The sequence below is a fragment of the Staphylococcus caseorum genome, assembly GCF_049943195.1.
In the GTDB taxonomy this organism is placed as follows: Bacteria; Bacillota; Bacilli; order Staphylococcales; family Staphylococcaceae; genus Staphylococcus; species Staphylococcus equorum_A.
Map to the genome: position 1 here is coordinate 759,519 of NZ_JBNFUA010000001.1, position 17,471 is coordinate 776,989.

19 protein-coding genes and 1 pseudogene are annotated in these 17,471 nt (G+C 30.7%); all 20 read left to right on the forward strand.

All coding sequences use genetic code 11. The features are described 5' to 3' along the window. Nucleotides 1–147 precede the first annotated feature (147 nt). The 20 genes and pseudogenes from ACP3TL_RS03970 to comGF all read left to right on the forward strand — a co-directional run bounded on the left by ACP3TL_RS03970 (nucleotide 148) and on the right by comGF (nucleotide 17,332). Complete coding sequence (locus ACP3TL_RS03970; RefSeq protein ID WP_046465440.1) at nucleotides 148–1,488, forward strand: DEAD/DEAH box helicase; 1,341 nt, start codon at nucleotides 148–150, stop codon at nucleotides 1,486–1,488. Between the two features lie 9 nt (nucleotides 1,489–1,497). After that, a complete protein-coding gene (locus tag ACP3TL_RS03975) occupies nucleotides 1,498–2,388 on the forward strand; it encodes a deoxyribonuclease IV (RefSeq protein ID WP_046465439.1) in 891 nt (296 codons plus the stop codon). A 120-nt stretch (nucleotides 2,389–2,508) separates the two neighbouring features. Further along, complete coding sequence (locus ACP3TL_RS03980) at nucleotides 2,509–3,282, forward strand: metal ABC transporter ATP-binding protein (protein ID WP_046465438.1); 774 nt, start codon at nucleotides 2,509–2,511, stop codon at nucleotides 3,280–3,282. Beyond that, entirely contained in the window at nucleotides 3,279–4,139 is an 861-nt protein-coding gene (locus ACP3TL_RS03985) for a metal ABC transporter permease (protein WP_046465437.1), read from the forward strand. Before ACP3TL_RS03980 ends, ACP3TL_RS03985 begins: the two co-directional genes overlap by 4 nt. Further along, entirely contained in the window at nucleotides 4,129–4,542 is a 414-nt protein-coding gene (locus tag ACP3TL_RS03990) for a Fur family transcriptional regulator (RefSeq protein WP_285325682.1), read from the forward strand. The genes ACP3TL_RS03985 and ACP3TL_RS03990 overlap by 11 nt, the downstream gene beginning before the upstream one ends. Before the next feature lie 456 nt (nucleotides 4,543–4,998). After that, on the forward strand, nucleotides 4,999–5,598 hold the full coding sequence (locus tag ACP3TL_RS03995) for a superoxide dismutase (protein WP_046465435.1): 600 nt from the start codon (nucleotides 4,999–5,001) through the stop codon (nucleotides 5,596–5,598). Between the two features lie 122 nt (nucleotides 5,599–5,720). Continuing rightward, complete coding sequence (locus ACP3TL_RS04000; protein WP_046465434.1) at nucleotides 5,721–7,772, forward strand: peptidoglycan D,D-transpeptidase FtsI family protein; 2,052 nt, start codon at nucleotides 5,721–5,723, stop codon at nucleotides 7,770–7,772. Between the two features lie 130 nt (nucleotides 7,773–7,902). Further along, entirely contained in the window at nucleotides 7,903–8,052 is a 150-nt protein-coding gene (rpmG, locus tag ACP3TL_RS04005) for a 50S ribosomal protein L33 (protein WP_002483181.1), read from the forward strand. Between the two features lie 149 nt (nucleotides 8,053–8,201). After that, the gene (locus ACP3TL_RS04010; RefSeq protein WP_046465433.1) at nucleotides 8,202–8,741 is read left to right on the forward strand and encodes a 5-formyltetrahydrofolate cyclo-ligase; all 540 of its coding nucleotides are present in this window, start codon (nucleotides 8,202–8,204) and stop codon (nucleotides 8,739–8,741) included. A 14-nt stretch (nucleotides 8,742–8,755) separates the two neighbouring features. Then, on the forward strand, nucleotides 8,756–10,213 hold the full coding sequence (locus tag ACP3TL_RS04015) for a rhomboid family protein (protein WP_046465432.1): 1,458 nt from the start codon (nucleotides 8,756–8,758) through the stop codon (nucleotides 10,211–10,213). Continuing rightward, nucleotides 10,197–10,397, forward strand: a complete 201-nt coding sequence (locus ACP3TL_RS04020) for a YqgQ family protein (protein ID WP_002512453.1) — start codon at nucleotides 10,197–10,199, stop codon at nucleotides 10,395–10,397. The genes ACP3TL_RS04015 and ACP3TL_RS04020 overlap by 17 nt, the downstream gene beginning before the upstream one ends. Before the next feature lie 725 nt (nucleotides 10,398–11,122). Further along, a complete protein-coding gene (locus ACP3TL_RS04025) occupies nucleotides 11,123–11,305 on the forward strand; it encodes a CsbD family protein (RefSeq protein ID WP_046465431.1) in 183 nt (60 codons plus the stop codon). A 511-nt stretch (nucleotides 11,306–11,816) separates the two neighbouring features. Next, a complete protein-coding gene (locus ACP3TL_RS04030; protein WP_046465430.1) occupies nucleotides 11,817–12,803 on the forward strand; it encodes a glucokinase in 987 nt (328 codons plus the stop codon). Beyond that, entirely contained in the window at nucleotides 12,803–13,126 is a 324-nt protein-coding gene (locus ACP3TL_RS04035; protein WP_046465429.1) for an MTH1187 family thiamine-binding protein, read from the forward strand. The genes ACP3TL_RS04030 and ACP3TL_RS04035 overlap by 1 nt, the downstream gene beginning before the upstream one ends. Before the next feature lies 1 nt (nucleotide 13,127). After that, nucleotides 13,128–13,751 carry an MBL fold metallo-hydrolase gene (locus tag ACP3TL_RS04040; RefSeq protein WP_046465428.1) on the forward strand — a complete coding sequence of 208 codons (624 nt, stop codon included), beginning with the start codon at nucleotides 13,128–13,130 and terminating at the stop codon, nucleotides 13,749–13,751. Nucleotides 13,752–13,851: 100 nt separating this feature from the next. Then, nucleotides 13,852–14,826, forward strand: coding sequence for a competence type IV pilus ATPase ComGA (gene comGA / locus ACP3TL_RS04045; RefSeq protein ID WP_046465427.1), 975 nt, complete (start codon nucleotides 13,852–13,854; stop codon nucleotides 14,824–14,826). Continuing rightward, complete coding sequence (comGB, locus tag ACP3TL_RS04050; RefSeq protein ID WP_046465426.1) at nucleotides 14,798–15,865, forward strand: competence type IV pilus assembly protein ComGB; 1,068 nt, start codon at nucleotides 14,798–14,800, stop codon at nucleotides 15,863–15,865. The genes comGA and comGB overlap by 29 nt, the downstream gene beginning before the upstream one ends. Nucleotides 15,866–15,893: 28 nt before the next feature. Next, nucleotides 15,894–16,208: pseudogene (gene comGC, locus ACP3TL_RS04055) on the forward strand (competence type IV pilus major pilin ComGC); the annotation flags it as partial. After that, a complete protein-coding gene (gene comGD, locus ACP3TL_RS04060) occupies nucleotides 16,186–16,632 on the forward strand; it encodes a competence type IV pilus minor pilin ComGD (RefSeq protein ID WP_046465425.1) in 447 nt (148 codons plus the stop codon). The pseudogene comGC and the gene comGD, both read left to right, overlap by 23 nt. Nucleotides 16,633–16,888: 256 nt before the next feature. Next, entirely contained in the window at nucleotides 16,889–17,332 is a 444-nt protein-coding gene (comGF, locus tag ACP3TL_RS04065; protein WP_069815522.1) for a competence type IV pilus minor pilin ComGF, read from the forward strand. The last annotated feature ends 139 nt before the right edge of the window (nucleotides 17,333–17,471 follow it).

Sequence of the window (17,471 nt, forward strand, 5' to 3'; positions counted from 1 at the left end):
AACTCGAATTTACTTATGACAGGTAGGTTCGAGTTATTATTATGTACAATGAGTGAATAACATATGCAATATGATTAAATAATTTAGTTCAAAATTATAAGCTAATGCTTTATAATAGATAAGATGAAGATTTAAGGAGGCCAAGACATGGCGAATCACCCATTTGAGAAATTTAATTTAGAACCAAGTCTATTAGACGCTGTGAAGGATTTGAATTTTACTCAACCAACTGAAATACAAAGTCGAGTAATACCAAAAATAATGAAACAGGTAAATTTAATAGGTCAATCACAGACTGGTACAGGAAAATCACATGCATTTTTATTACCATTAATGAATTCAATCAATACAGAATATAAAGAACCACAAGCAATTATCGTAGCCCCTACAAGAGAGCTAGCACAACAATTATTTGATGTAGCTAGTCACTTAGCCAAATTTAAAAATGAAGTCTCTGTAAAGCTATTTATTGGTGGTACAGATATAGAAAAAGACCGTAATCGAGCAAAAAACCAACCACAACTTATTATTGGTACGCCAACACGTATAAATGATTTAGCTAAAAATGGGGATTTACATGTTCATTTAGCTTCTTATTTGGTTATTGATGAAGCAGATTTAATGATTGATTTAGGTTTAATTGAAGAAGTAGATTATGTGGCTACAAGATTAGATGAAAATGCGCATATTGCAGTTTTCAGTGCCACTATACCAAAATCACTGCACCCATTTTTAAACAAATACCTAGAAAATCCCGAGTATGTCGAAATCGAAAATACTCAGAAAAATAAAAAGAATATAGAATTCTATTTAATTCCAACAAAAGGTGAAGCGAAAGTTGAAAAAACTTTAAAGCTAATTGATATTTTAAATCCTTATCTATGTATTATTTTTTGTAATAGTCGTGATAGTGCGGACGAATTAGCAAAACAATTAGCTGCGTCTGGTTTGAAATTAGGTATGATTCACGGTGGATTAACACCGAGAGAACGTAAACAACAAATGAAACGTGTTAGAAACTTAGAATTCCAATTTGTTATTGCGAGTGACTTAGCTTCACGTGGTATAGACATTGACGGCGTGAGCCATGTAATTAACTTTGATGTACCAAGAGATATTGATTTCTTTACTCACCGTGTTGGACGTACTGGACGTGGCCAATATAAAGGTGTCGCAATTACATTATATAGCCCAGATGAAGAAGAAAATGTTACTTTGATTGAACAACGTGGCTATGAATTTGAAAATGTTGACATCAAAGATGGTGAATTAAAAGCAGTAAAAGCCCATAATACCCGTCGAAAACGCAAAAATAAAGATGATCACTTAACAAACGAATTAAAACATAAAGTAAAAAGTAATAAGAAAAAAGTTAAACCTGGTTATAAAAAGAAATTCAAACGTGATTTAGATGATTTAAAACTTAAAGAACGTAAACAATTTAGTAAACAACAAAGTCGACAACAGAGGAAAAATAAAAAAGGATAGGTGACTACTATGTTATTGGGATCTCATGTATCTATGAATGGTAAAAAAATGTTAGAAGGTTCAGCAGAAGAAGCACATAAATTGGGCGAATCAACTTTTATGATTTACACAGGTGCGCCTCAAAATACTAGAAGAAAACCCATCGAAGAATTAAATATTGAAAAAGGGCATGAAATTATGGAGCAACATGGTCTTTCAAATATTGTTGTTCATGCACCATATATTATTAATATTGCTAATACTATAAAACCACATGTTTTTGACTTAGGTGTGGAATTCTTACAAAGTGAAATTGAACGTACACAAGCGCTAGGTGCAAAAGATATCGTACTTCACCCTGGATCACATGTAGGTGAAGGCGCTGATGTAGGTATTAAAAAAATCATTGAAGGCCTTAACGAAGTGCTAACTAATGACAATAATGTAAGAATTGCTTTGGAAACAATGGCTGGTAAGGGTTCAGAAGTTGGAAGAAATTTTGAAGAAATAGCTCGAATTATCGATGGTGTTAATCATAATGAAAGATTATCAGTGTGTTTTGACACGTGCCATACGCACGATGCAGGTTACAATGTTAAAGAAGATTTTGATGGCGTATTAAACGAATTTGATAAAATCGTTGGTGTGGATAGAATTAAAGTTGTACATGTGAATGATAGTAAAAACGATATTGGTGCTCATAAAGATAGACACGAAAACATTGGCTTTGGTTATATCGGCTTTGACGCTTTAAATTATATCGTTCATCATGATGCCTTTAAAGATGTACCTAAGATTTTAGAAACGCCTTTCGTAGGTGAAGACAAAAAAAGTAAAAAGCCACCCTACAAACTAGAAATTGAAATGTTGAAACAACAACAATTTGATCCTGAATTACAAAACAAACTTTTAAATCAATAAAATAAATATAAAACACGAACACTTTCATTTAACAAAAGTGTTCGTGTTTTTTGATAAGTCGTAAAGATTACTATTTACATAATGACATCTACGTTGTATAGTATAAAACGAGGTGAAAACATGTCTACGCCAGTATTCGAATTAAAAAATATTGATTATTATTTTGACAATAAACAAGTACTAGAAAATATAAATATTAAAATTAATCGTGGAGAGTTTCTAGCAATTGTCGGCCCAAATGGAGCAGGGAAATCAACTTTGCTAAAAATTATACTCGGGTTATTACCTATACAAAAGGGACAAATTTATGTTGATGGTAAAAATTACAATGGTAAACAGTCTATGCTTAAAATCAGTTATGTTTCCCAGAAAGCACAAGCTTTTAAAGCCGGGTTCCCAGCGAGCGTTAAAGAAGTCGTAATTAGTGGTCTGACTAAACGTAAAAAATTGCTGCAATGGTTTAATAAAACTGATGAAAGCAAAGTGAAAGAAGTATTGAAAAGGCTGAATATAGAACACTTGATAGATAAAAACATAGCTGAACTCTCAGGAGGACAACAGCAACGTGTATTAATAGCTAGAGCCTTAATTAGCGAGCCATCGGTATTGATTTTAGATGAACCTACAAGTGGTATCGATGCCAAACATGTAAGTGAGTTTTATGAAACACTAGAGACCCTTAAACATGAAGGTGTAACAATCATTTTAGTAACCCATGATATTGGTGTTGTTGCTGATACAGCTACCGAAGTAGCGTGTCTGAATAAACATTTACATTTTCACGGTTCTACTGAAGATTTCAAATCGTTGGATGAAGTTGAAATATCGAAAATATATGGACACCCTATTCAATTTGTAGATCACCAGCATAGTAGGGAGTGTTGTTCATCATGATAGAAGCATTACTTAATTTTGATTTCATGCGGTACTCCTTAATTAGCGGTGTGCTTATTGGTCTTATTGCACCATTAATCGGTGCTTTTATTGTTGTACGCAGGTTATCACTTATTGCTGATGCATTAAGTCACGTCACTTTAGGTGGTATTTCATTTGGCATGTTTGTCGTTACTATTATGCCAACTTTAGCATTTATAAATTCTATGTGGTTTGGTATTCTTTTTGCTATTATAGGAGCACTATTAATTGAAAATCTTAGAACTTCTTACAGTAATTATCAAGAGATTGCGATTCCTATTATTATGAGTGCAGGTATAGCACTGAGTGCGATTTTTATTTCTCTTGCGGATGGTTTTAATCAAGAGATTGTTGGTTTACTCTTTGGTTCAATTAGTGCAGTAACTGAAAGTGATTTAATTACTATTATTGCTATTGTAATTATTGTAATTGTCTTTATATTATCCTTTTATAAAGAATTATTTATATTGTCATTTGATGAGGAATACAGTAAAGTCATCGGCATTCCTAATTGGATACAATACCTATTTATTATTATTGTAGCTATGGTCATATCAGCTTCTATGCGTGTTGTAGGCATCTTATTGGTAAGTGCATTAATCACACTACCTGTAGCTATTGCTATGCGCACGACGAAAGGTTTCAAGCAGTTAATAATCCTAAGTGTTGTTATTGGAGAACTGTCAGTTATCGGTGGATTAGTTTTAGCGTTTTATATGAACATTTCTCCTGGTGGTGTGATTGTAGTATTACTTGTACTTATCCTTGCAATAACGATGATGTACCAAAAATTTAAAATAAGAATGGTAAAAGGGGCTGTTAAAAATGAAAACTGAGGAAGCCATTGATATAATCAAAGCAAACGGTCATAAATATACAAATAAAAGACGAGAAATGGTAGATATCTTCGTTGCAGAAGATAAATATATTAATGCAAAGCATATTCAACAAAAAATGGATGAAAATTATCCTGGCATTTCTTTTGATACCATATATCGAAACTTACATCTTTTTAAAGATTTAGATATTGTAGAAGGTACAGAACTTGATGGAGAGATGAAATTTAGAATTGCTTGTACAGATCATCACCATCACCATTTTATTTGCGAATCATGTGGTGACACTAAAGTGATAGATTTTTGCCCAATTGAACAAATTAAAGCTTTTCTACCACAAGTTAATATTCATACACATAAATTAGAAGTTTACGGTGTTTGTGAACTTTGTCAAAAAGCTTAAGTTGTTTAAACTAAGCGCAGAATATAAAAAATGAGCCGACGTTAATAAAGACGTTTGGCTTATTTTTTAAGTTTTAAATAAATATGATAAGTTGATTTATAACGGCCGTAACGGTCTCTATATTGAATTAACATCATTTATGTACTAGGTAAACGAGCATAATAGAACAGCATACAAAAAAACATTATTCTATAACTTGTAAAAAATCACAAAATAATTCTTTCTACTAAAAATGAGTTGATTAAACATAGGCCGTTAGTATGAATTAAATTGAATTTTTAAAATAGTTCGTCAAAGATGTTTAAATAGGTCTGATTTGAGATATACTAATAAAGGAACTAAAGATGACAAATAGTATTTTATGACTATATGTATTGCTTTCACAAGCATATTAATTGTTGTCATTAATATAACTTGTTATGCTTTATTTAAGATTAATTAGGAGGATGATTATTTATGGCTTTTGAATTACCAAACTTACCTTATGGTTTTGATGCATTGGAACCACACATTGATCAACAAACAATGGAGATTCACCATGACAAACACCATAACACTTATGTAACTAAATTAAACGCTGCAGTTGAAGGAACTGATTTAGAATCTAAATCAATCGAAGAAATTGTTGCAAACTTAGACAGTGTACCAGAAAACATTCAAACAGCTGTTCGTAATAATGGTGGAGGACACTTAAACCATTCATTATTCTGGGAATTATTAACTCCAAACTCTGAAGAAAAAGGTACTGTTGTTGATAAAATTAAAGAACAATGGGGTTCTTTAGATGCATTCAAAGAAGAGTTTGCTAACCAAGCTGCAGCACGTTTCGGTTCAGGTTGGGCATGGCTAGTTGTAAACGATGGCAAATTAGAAATCGTTACTACGCCTAACCAAGACAACCCATTAACTGAAGGTAAAACACCTATCCTAGGCTTAGATGTTTGGGAACATGCTTATTACCTTAAATACCAAAACAAACGTCCAGACTATATTAGTGCATTCTGGAACGTTGTAAATTGGGAAAAAGTTGACGAATTATATAACGCTGCTAAATAATTAAGCAGGCGATTATGACGGCCTTTTCAAAGGTCGTCATTTTTTTTAACTAAAATAATAGAAATATTGTCTGATTTCATATATCATTTGTAGTGAGAACTTTTGAATAGAGGTATGTTGTTTTGCTAAAAAGACTAAAAGAAAAATCAAATGATGAAAAGATTAGAAATACAATGAATAAAAGAATTAGTTTTATTTTTGGTGTTATTGTATTCATTTTCGCAGTAATTGTTTTAAGATTGGGTTATTTACAAATTGCTGAAGGATCTCATTATGAACAGCTTATTAAAAACAGTGAAAATTTAACTGTTAATGAAGCTGTGCCAAGAGGCCGAATTTTAGATAGAAACGGTAAAGTTCTCGTTGATAATGCATCTAAAAAGGCGATTACATATGCAAGAGGCAGAAAAACATCCCAATCAGAAGTTTTAAAAATTGCTAAAGACTTGTCTCGCTTAATAGAAATGGATACAGATAAAATTACAGACAGAGATAAGCAAGATTATTGGATTCAAATTCACCCTAATAAAGCTGAAGATTTGATGAAAGAAGAACAAGCATTATTAGAAGATGGCAGTATTTCTCAAGATGATTATGATGAATCATTGTATAAAAAGATTGGTGCTAAACAAACCGATACATTAACTGATGAAGATTTGCAGATACTATCTATTTATCGAGAAATGATGTCTGGATCGGCTTTAGATCCACAAATGATTAAAAATGAAGACGTTAGTGACGAAGAATATGCAGCAGTATCTCAAAAATTATCAGAATTACCAGGAGTTAATACTACGATGGATTGGGATAGAAAATACCCATATGATGATACGTTGAGAGGTATATTTGGTGATGTTTCTACAAGTGAAGAAGGTATACCAAAAGAATTAACAGAAAAGTATTTATCTAAAGGGTATTCACGTAATGATCGAGTAGGTAAATCTTATTTAGAATATCAATATGATGACATTCTAAAAGGTAAGAAGAAAGAAATGAAATATACTACAGATAAATCTGGAGATGTTATTGACTCGAAAGTTATAAATCCAGGCTCACGTGGTGATGATTTAGTTCTTAGTATCGATATAGAACTCCAGAAAAAAACTGAAGAGTATTTAGAAAAACAAATTGACAAATTGCGCAGTGAAGGTGCTAAAGATATGGATAATGCAATGATTGTAGTCCAAAATCCAAACAATGGCGATGTCTTAGCAATGGCAGGTAAACAAATTGATAAGAATGGCGATTTAACAGATTATGATATCGGAACATTCACTTCACAATATGCAGTAGGTTCTTCTATAAAAGGTGGTACACTGTTAGCCGGATACCAAAACAATGCAATTGATGTAGGCGATGAGATGGTCGACCAACCATTAGAATTTGCTGGCGGACTTAAGAAAAGTTCTTACTTTAACCAAGATGGTAAAGTGACTATTAATGATAAAGAAGCATTGATGCATTCTTCAAACGTTTATATGTTTAAAACAGCATTGAAAATCGCTGGATCTGCATATACACCAAACATGACATTGCCTTCAGATATTTCAGAAGCGGGTCAAAAATTGCGTAAAGGTTTAAACCAAGTTGGTTTAGGAGTTAAAACAGGTATTGATTTACCTAATGAGACAAGTGGACAAATTGAACCTTTAACTGATAATCCAGGTAACTTCTTAGATTTAGCAATTGGTCAGTACGACACATATACACCGTTACAATTATCACAATACGTTTCTACCATTGCTAACGATGGTTATAGAGTACAACCACATATCGGATTAGAAGTAAGAGATGCTACTAATAAAGACACACTTGGTCCAGTAAAAGAGAAATTCAAAGGCGATGTACTTAACAAGGTTAATAACACTGAAGAGGAAGTTAACCAAGTGCAAGAAGGATTTGAAATGGCCTTTAATGAAGAAGAAGGAACAGGATATGAAAGCTTTAATGATACTGAAGTGCCTTCTGCAGGTAAAACAGGAACAGCCGAAGTATTCCAAGATGGCGATCCTAAAGTAAACGCAACATATGTTGGCTATGCACCAATTGAAAATCCACAATTAGCATTTTCAATCGTATATACCAATCAACCCGTACCTGAACCTTGGTTAAATGGCGGAGATTTAGGTAGAGATGTTATAAACTATTATTTTAAAGAAAAAGACAAAAATTAAATCATTTTAAGACACAATTTATTAAAAATACCGACATAGTGGTGTTTATTGAAAAATTAATACTTTTCAATTTTATAACTAAATGGTATGATTAGTAGGTCGTATTTTGAAAAGGTAAGGAGGAATTAGCATGCGCGTAAACGTAACTCTAGCTTGTACTGAATGTGGAGAAAGAAACTACATTACTACAAAAAATAAACGTACTAATCCTGAACGTATAGAAATGAAAAAACATTGTGCTCGTGACAACAAACACACTATGCACCGTGAAACAAAATAATTTATATTTTGAACCAGATTCTATTAATAGAATCTGGTTATTTTTTTTGGAAGACTACATTAATTATTTTAAAAAAATTGCAGTTTAATGACATTGTAATTCATTAACGTTATAATAACAGAAGTATAATTAACGGGAAGGTGTATGTTATGAGTAAAAAAGTATTACGCCAAGATAAAATTGAATTAATGAAATCTTTTATGTCTAATGACCATAAACAAGTTTCAGATGAATATCTTGCTCACCATTTATTTGATACGAGTGAATATAAATCAGCTAAGCGTGTAGGCATTGTATTATCTATGCCACATGAAGTAAATACATATGCTATCATTGAGCAAATGCTTACTGAAGGTAAGACTGTTTTTGTACCTGAAACAAATTATCAAAGTAAAGAAATGACATTTAAACATGTAGATAAACTTGACCATATCGGACCAGATGATAAAGGTATTAATCATGTGGAAGCTGATACGGAAATTTCAAATCAATTAGATTTATTAATTGTACCTGGCGTGGTATTTAATCATAGTGGATATCGCATTGGATACGGTGGTGGATATTTTGATAAGTTTTTAAGTCAAAATACACAACCAACGATAAGTTTGCTTTATGACTTCCAACTTGGTGACTTTGAGGTTGAATCACATGATCAGCCCGTTGAAAAATTAATAATAGCAACAACTTAATTATGGAGGCAGAAATGATTACAGAAAAACATTATTGGAAGTGTATCTACACTTGGATTAAATATTTTAATTATCATGTTGTTCATCGTAATCAAGATGATAGTGAAATTTGGTTAGCAAACAAGAAAAAAAAGTCTGTTGCTATCTTTGAATTTGGTGCTAATTCCACTCAAGAAGTTAGGTTTGCTAAAAGTAGGATTCAAGAAAACGAAGAGAATATCGTTTCATTTTTAGATTTTTCACCTAAAAATTATGAATTATACATATTCACGGATAAAGCTTTTACTGATGAAAATTTAAATGAATTACAACCACTTAAATTTAAAGTGAAAATTATTAGAGAAGCAAGTCACGCTGAAAGAATTATGCCGAATTTCATAATGAAGAAAATTTATAATAGAGATACTAAACTTACAAAATATCAATATAAACAACGAGCGTTAAATAATAATCCCATTGAAAAACATATGTTGAAGTTTTCTCCTGTGACCTACACATTAATTGCAATCAATATTATTATCTGGCTTGCAATGGTACTGTTTTTAAATCGTTTTTCAGATTTGAAAATGTTAGATGTAGGTGGACTTGTGCACTTTAATGTTGTGCATGGTGAATGGTATAGATTGATTTCATCTATATTTTTACATTACGATTTTGAACATATTTTAATGAATATGCTAAGTTTGTTCATTTTTGGTAAAATTGTAGAATCAATCGTAGGTCATTGGCGAATGTTTGTCATCTACATTGTTGCTGGACTATTTGGTAACTTTGCATCATTGTCATTCAATATTGACACTGTTTCTGCAGGTGCAAGTGGTGCAATATTCGGATTGATTGGTGCTATATTTGGATTTATGTATGTAGGTAAACAGTTTAATCGTAAGCTTATCGGTCAGTTGCTTATTGTTCTTGTAATAATGATAGGGTTATCCTTATTTATGCAAAATATTAACATTGTCGCACACATAGGGGGCTTTGCAGGTGGTCTATTAATTACATTAATTGGCTACTATTATAAAACAAATCAAAATCGTTTTTGGTTTTTATTAATTCTTATGCTTGTATTATTTATTGCAGCACAAATTCGTATTTTTACGATTAATGAAGATAACATATATAATACAATTATTTCGAATGAAATGAAGCAAGGACAATATAATGAAGCCAAAGATATGGTTGAAGATACGATAGATAAGAACTATGCAGATGATGAAACGTATTATCTGCATGGACTCATCAATGCAACTCTAAACTCAAAATCTGAAGGTGTCGCAAGTTGGAAAAGAGGCTTAAGGTATTTTCCTGATTCCGGTCTATTAAATTATCAATTAGCGATTGCAAGTAGGTCTCTTGAAGATGAAGATAAAGCAAAAGAATATATAAAAGCTGCACTAAAGGCAGATCCAAGCAATAATGATTATATTAATTTAAATAAAGAATTGAGCGATAATAGTGAATCAAAAGATTAATAATTTTTATGATGTACTTCAGCTTTTAAAAAAGTTTGGCTTTATTATATATTTTAAAGACAAAAATGATATGTATGAAATGATGGAACAAGAAATAAAATCATTGTACGATTATAAATTATTAACAAATGATGAATATTTGAAATGCATATTAATTATTAATCAAAGAAGAATGAATAAATAAATAAAACAAAATATCCCCCTGTAACTATTGTGTTTACAGGGGGATATTTTGTTTTAAGTATTAAAAAGGATAGAAAAGTGCGGATTTTCTAACGAGATATGTTTGTTAATCAAAGGTTTGTCTATTTTTCATGAAATAGAAGTATATATTTATGACGTTGTATTTCGTCTGCAAACCCAACACGTTCCATAATGTTTAAAGTGAAATGTGCGTTTCTACAAGTGAATTAATATAAGTGGGTTGAATGTAGATAATGTAACTTCTTACGTATTCCTAATTTCAACACATCCTCTTTTTGAGAGGCTTTAGTATTTTTATTTAAAACAATACTCATATGTTGCCATTTGTCTACGTATGGGGCTTTAAGTTTCTCGTAATAGCGATATTTTATATCGTCTTGTTTATACTTGGATTTTTTCTGTCGACATTCCTATTTTCTCCTTAAAAAACCAGATGATTCAATATAAGTTCTTCGCGGCTCAACCGTTAATGAGCTATTTTATTAATAGTAAGTGGTAGGCGTACCATGGATTGTAACTTATAATATGACAAATACTTCAGACATATTAGTGGTGCACCTATGTGTGTTGCCCTTGTTATAATTTATAAAGTAGTACAGTACATTGTGTCTACTATTTTTATTTAAATTAGTTGCAGAAAATAAGATAAAATAATATTATAATAGTAGTGATGTTTGGTTAAATTATTTAATGGAGGTGCGTCTCATGGCAGACGAAAGTAAGTTTGATCAATTTAAAGGAAATGTGAAAGAAACGGCTGGAAACGCAATTGGAAATGATGAGTTAGAAAAAGAAGGTAAAGAAGATAAAGCTTCTGGTAAGGTCAAAGAAGTCGCAGAAAATGCAAAAGATAAAGTTAATGATATCGTTGATAAATTCAAAAAATAATTTTTGATTAATATGAATTGTACTTGTCATACATTTAACAAAGAGGTAGGCACTTTAAGTGTCTATCTTTTTTATGTTAAAGTTCTTGCATAGATTTACTACAATGCTAAATCAACGTATGAGATTTAACAAATACAGTATTAGAATATGAAAGAGAGACTCATATTGAGCAATAGAAGATAGTTATTTTGTAAAAGGTTATATACGAATGGAAATGCATATCAGCAACTATTTTGTTTATAAGGAATGATATATATTAGGAAGTCTTATTTAGAGAGATAGGTTTTGTTCGTTATAATTGCAATTGAGAATTGATTAAGATTAAAATGTATATAAGGAAATATCTTGTAATATTTTAAGGGCAAAAAGGGCGGGTTATTTTAAAAACGGTAAAAAAACATAAATTATATATTGGTGTAAAATCTCCAAAACCCTTGATATATAAGCATTTTTGAACTACAGTGAAAGACAGCAAACCCTTTCAAAAAAATAGAGAAGGATGAATAAATTAATGAATAAAATCATATTAGCAGCAGATATTGGTGGAACAACATGTAAATTAGGTGCTTTTGACGAAAATCTTGATCGCTTAGCAAAATGGTCAATTGATACTGATACGTCTGATGCTACTGGCTATTTACTACTAAAAAAAGTTTATGATTCTTTCGTAAATTACATAGATGAATCTGAATATGCTTTTTCAAACGTCATTGGTGTCGGCATAGGTGTCCCTGGTCCAGTGAATTTCGAAACGGGCGAAGTAAATGGAGCAGTTAATTTATATTGGACTGAAAGTGTTAATGTACGACATATATTCCAACAATTTGTAGATTGTCCAGTTTACGTTGATAATGATGCGAACGTTGCAGCCTTAGGTGAAAAACATAAAGGCGCTGGAAATGGCTCAGATGATGTTGTGGCTATAACACTAGGAACCGGATTAGGTGGCGGTATTATTTCTAATGGAGAGATAGTACACGGTCATAACGGTTCTGGTGCAGAGATTGGACACTTTAGAGTAGATCATGATCAGCGTTTCCGTTGTAATTGCGGCAAGTCAGGTTGTATTGAAACCGTAGCCTCTGCAACCGGTGTAGTTAATTTAGTCAATTTTTATTATCCTAAATTAACGTTTAAATCATCAATCTTGCAGTTAATTAAAGATAATGAAGTAAGTGCAAAAGCAGTATTCGATGCGGCTAAGGCTGGAGATCAATTCTGTATTTTCATTACTGAACGTGTAGCAAATTATATTGCCTACCTATGTAGTATTATTAGCGTTACAAGTAATCCTAAATATATTGTTTTAGGTGGCGGCATGTCCACAGCTGGTTTGATATTAATTGAAAATATTAAAACAGAGTATCATAATTTAACATTTACACCCGCACAACAAGGTACAGAAATCGTTCAAGCACAACTTGGAAATGATGCTGGTATTACCGGAGCAGCCGGGTTAATTTATACTTATATAATTGAAAAGGATGGTGTTAAATAATGGCTATTGTTGATGTAGTTGTTATACCAGTTGGTACAGATGGTCCGAGTGTTAGTAAATATATTGCAGAAATACAAACAAAATTAAAAGAATTTAAAGCGCAAGGCAAAATAGATTATCAATTGACTCCTATGAACACTTTAATCGAAGGTGACTTAAAAGATTTATTTGAGGTTGTTCAAGCAATTCATGAATTACCTTTTGATAAAGGCTTAGACCGTGTCTGTACGAATATAAGGATTGATGATCGTCGTGATAAGTCTCGCAAAATGAATGATAAAGTGAAAGCTGTCCAAAATCATTTGGAAAATGGAGGCAACTAGGGTGAGGATTTCGAGTTTAAGTTTAGGTTTAGTAGATACAAATGCATATTTTATTGAAAATGATAAGCAAGTCATTTTAGTAGATCCTGCTAGTGATAGCGAGTTAATTATTAAAAAACTAAATCAAATTAATAAATCACTAAAAGCAGTATTGTTAACACATGCACATTTTGATCATATTGGTGCTTTAGATGATATTGTAAAAAAATATGATGTGCCAGTTTATATGCATAAATCAGAATTTGATTTTTTAACAAATACAGAAAAAAATGGTTCTGAAAAGTTCAAACAATATGGCATGCCAATTATAAAAAGCAAAGCAACACCAATAGAACTTAAAGAAGGTAAAATGCAAATCGCTGACTTTAATTTCGAAGTCCTTCACACACCAGGACATTCTCCAGGTAGTTTGTCATTCGTCTTTAATGAATTTGCAGTTGTTGGTGATACATTATTCAATCAAGGTATAGGCAGAACTGATTTATATAAAGGTGATTATGAAACTTTAGTTAATTCAATATTAGATAAATTGTTCAAACTAGATGATGATTTACCATTATTCCCAGGTCATGGGCCGCACACTACAGTAGAGGATGAGCAATTAAACCCATATCTACACGGTTAATATATCGTCATATCAATTAAGATTATAAAAAAGATTGAAAAATAAAATAAGTAAAGTAATTCTATCACCTCCTACGTGTTTATAAGTAGGAGGTGATTTTTTGAAGTTATTATTTAATAACATACTTGAGAAAGCAATTCAGAGCAATACTACTGATATACACTTTATACCTTCTGAAAAGGAAGTGCATATCAAATTTAGAATTCAGGATGATCTAACTTTTATTGAGTCGATTCAGATACATGTTTATAGAAAACTGCTTACTTATATGAAATATCAAGCTGGATTAGATGTATCAAAACATAATTCGGCACAAAGTGGAAGATACATATATAAACTAAAACAAATATTTTATTTAAGAATCTCAACGTTACCATTGTCTCTCGGTAATGAAAGTTGTGTCGTTAGAATCATTCCTCAATACTTTCAAAAGCAAAGTATCTCCCATAATATTGAAAAATTGTATACATTAATGAATAAAAAGCAAGGTTTAATATTGTTTAGTGGTCCAACTGGATCTGGTAAAAGCACGTTAATGTATCATATGGTTATGTATGCAAAAGAAAAGTTAGGCTTAAATATCATAACAGTGGAAGATCCCGTAGAACAGTTAGTTGAGGGTATTACTCAAGTTTCTATCAATGAAAAAGCAGGTATTAATTATGAGAGTTCTTTTAAAGCGATACTAAGGTGTGATCCAGACATCATACTTATTGGTGAAGTTAGAGATGCTACAATAGCAAAATATGTAATACAAGCAAGTTTAAGTGGCCATTTGGTACTTACTACAATACATGCTAACAATTGTAAGGGCGCGTTATTAAGATTATTAGAAATGGGCATAACCAAACAAGAAATTAATCAATCTATTTTGAGTGTATTAAACCAAAGATTGATTACAACGTATAACAGTGAAAGAAAATTGATTTATGAACAGTTACTACAACATGATATAAGTTATTTTTTTAATAATGATTACACATTACCGAAGCATTTTCATAATTTATCCTTTCATTTAAACCAAATGTCTAAAGAAGGTGTGATATGTGAAGAAACAGTTGATCGCTATATTTAAAACACCTAAATATAAGATAATAACCGAGAAAAATCAAATAGAACTTTTAATAAGATTAAAAGATTTACTAGAACATGGATTCACACTTTCTGAAGCCTTTAGCTTTTTATTAAAACATATTAAAGTTAACTCACCTAGAGTAACCGCATTAATTGAAGAAGAATTAAAAAATGGTGCAAACTGCCATCAAATACTTCACATATTAAAATACCCGCAACCAGTTGTGATGCTTATTTATTTCTCAGAGCTATTTAGTGATTTACCTATGAGTTTAGCGCATGCACATGATTATTTATCGAGAAATTATAATGCTAAAAAAGCGTTATTTAAAACACTTCAATATCCTTTACTATTATTAACAATCTTTATAACAATGTTAATCGTTCTAAATCACACTATTATTCCAGAATTTCAAAATTTATATAACAATATGGATGTCCAAATATCGACTTTACAACTATTTTTATCGACATTTATTATTTATTTTCCTACCTTCATTACTTACCTCATTATATTTCTATTTATTACTTCAATAGCCTTTATCCTTTATTACAATACTTTATCAATACAGCATAAACATAAGTTTGTTTTAGTAGTACCTATCATACGTAAATTTTTCAAACTTTATAAAACGTATCGAATTGCCTCTGAATTCTCATTGTTTTATAAAAATGGTGTGAACTTACAAAAAATAGTGGGGATTTATGCTCAACAACAGAATGATAAATATTTAAAATTTTTAGCTGATCAAATAACACGCGGAACACAAAATGGATTAACACTCAGTGAAATTTTAACTAGCATCGCTTGTTTTGAAAAAGGATTAACAGAATTTATAGAAGAAGGTGAGAAAAAAGGTAGAGTTGAAATAGAATTAAAATTATATAGCGAGATAGTCATTGCACAAATAGAACGTTATTTGCAACAACTCATAAAATTCATTCAACCTTGTATATTCACATTATTAGCTTTTCTCATCGTATCTTTATATCTCGTTATTATGTTACCAATGTTTGATTTAATGCAAACAATAAAATGAAAAGGAAAGGGGTATATACACTTTTTGAAAAACCTTAAAAAAACAGTTTAATAAAGAAGCGTTTACACTTATTGAAATGTTGCTTGTTTTATTAATCATAAGTTTATTGCTTATCTTAATCCTGCCTAACATTGCAAAACAGTCATCACATATACAAGCTACTGGTTGTGAAGCTCAACTAAAAATGGTAGACAGCCAAATTGAAGCTTATTCATTAAAATACAATAAAAAGCCAACATCAATTGATGATCTTGTATCAGAAGGATATATTAATGAAAGTCAAAAGCATTGTAAAACTGGTTCCACGATTTCAATAAATAATGGTGAAGCAGTTGCTAACTAGTAAGGCATTTACTTATATAGAAATGCTATTGGTTTTAGGTATAGCAAGTTTGTTATTATTTTTGCAAGTAAGACACATCTCTTTAAATGATTCCTCATTCCAATCAAATAATCATTCTATGACGAATCTTATTATGCAATTTAACTATTTAAAATCGAAAGCAATTAAAGATAATAAACCAATTACTTTAATATTCAACACTTTTTCATCAAAAATTATTGTTAGAGAACCCCAACATGAAAATCCTCCTGTAAAGTTAACTCATAATACTTATATTCATCCTAGAACAAATGTGAATTATTTAACCTTTGATAAAAATGGTGATACTAATAAATTTGGAACACTTTACCTATCAAGAAATAACCGTTTATATAAAATTGTTTTCCATATTGAAAAAGGAAGGATGAGATTTGAAAAAATATAATGTCACTGCTTCTTTATTTTTAGATGCTATTATTTCTTTCTCAATTATCACTACGGTCTGTGTATTGTTTTTACCAATGTTATTACAATTAAATCAATCTACAAAAGAAAAACTGTCAGAAATAGAAATGAAAAGAATCCTACTTCTTTCAATGCATAACTACAGTAAATCTGAATTGAAAAAGGTTTGATTTTGGATGGCTATAGTTTAACTCTCAAAGCGAATAAAATTTGTATAATAAAAAAGGAAACAAAAAATGAAATTTGCTATTATAAAAAAGATTAGTGCTTTCACTTATATCGAGATGCTTTTTGCATTAATGATAACTGTATTGTTACTAACTATAATTCCTGGAATATTTAAATCGACTACAGCCTTGGGTTTTCTAGCAAATGATCATCTAAATATAGAAAGTGAATTTTTTGCGAGAGATTTAACTCAAGACTTAATGAATAAAAAGGCAAATATAATCATAGATAAATCAAAAGAGACTCAACTTTTGATTAAAGAGGAAAATAAACTTATATCTTATAACTTTAAAAATAATAAAATTATTAAGTCTATTAATGGAAAGGGAAATATCACAATACTTAATAACGTAAAGGCGATAAAATTTCGAATACTAAAAAATAAATCTTTACTTGTTAACTTGAAAATATTTGATAAGGATAAGACATTTGAAAAACAAATACTTTTTTAATATATCGGGCTATATATATCCTTTTGTGATGGTCATATTTATGCTATATTTATCTTTAATAACAAACTACACGTTCCAATTTAGCGTTCAGCTAAAAACGTTAGATAATATTGAAGCTTATTATGAAAAGCAAATTAAC

Coding starts and splice junctions, on each gene's coding strand:
- ACP3TL_RS03970 (WP_046465440.1), top strand. CDS start 148: ATGGCGAATCACCCATTTGAGAAATTTAATTTAGAACCAAGTCTATTA.
- ACP3TL_RS03975 (WP_046465439.1), top strand. CDS start 1,498: ATGTTATTGGGATCTCATGTATCTATGAATGGTAAAAAAATGTTAGAA.
- ACP3TL_RS03980 (WP_046465438.1), top strand. CDS start 2,509: ATGTCTACGCCAGTATTCGAATTAAAAAATATTGATTATTATTTTGAC.
- ACP3TL_RS03985 (WP_046465437.1), top strand. CDS start 3,279: ATGATAGAAGCATTACTTAATTTTGATTTCATGCGGTACTCCTTAATT.
- ACP3TL_RS03990 (WP_285325682.1), top strand. CDS start 4,129: ATGAAAACTGAGGAAGCCATTGATATAATCAAAGCAAACGGTCATAAA.
- ACP3TL_RS03995 (WP_046465435.1), top strand. CDS start 4,999: ATGGCTTTTGAATTACCAAACTTACCTTATGGTTTTGATGCATTGGAA.
- rpmG (WP_002483181.1), top strand. CDS start 7,903: ATGCGCGTAAACGTAACTCTAGCTTGTACTGAATGTGGAGAAAGAAAC.
- ACP3TL_RS04010 (WP_046465433.1), top strand. CDS start 8,202: ATGAGTAAAAAAGTATTACGCCAAGATAAAATTGAATTAATGAAATCT.
- ACP3TL_RS04015 (WP_046465432.1), top strand. CDS start 8,756: ATGATTACAGAAAAACATTATTGGAAGTGTATCTACACTTGGATTAAA.
- ACP3TL_RS04025 (WP_046465431.1), top strand. CDS start 11,123: ATGGCAGACGAAAGTAAGTTTGATCAATTTAAAGGAAATGTGAAAGAA.
- ACP3TL_RS04030 (WP_046465430.1), top strand. CDS start 11,817: ATGAATAAAATCATATTAGCAGCAGATATTGGTGGAACAACATGTAAA.
- ACP3TL_RS04035 (WP_046465429.1), top strand. CDS start 12,803: ATGGCTATTGTTGATGTAGTTGTTATACCAGTTGGTACAGATGGTCCG.
- comGD (WP_046465425.1), top strand. CDS start 16,186: ATGGTGAAGCAGTTGCTAACTAGTAAGGCATTTACTTATATAGAAATG.
- comGF (WP_069815522.1), top strand. CDS start 16,889: ATGAAATTTGCTATTATAAAAAAGATTAGTGCTTTCACTTATATCGAG.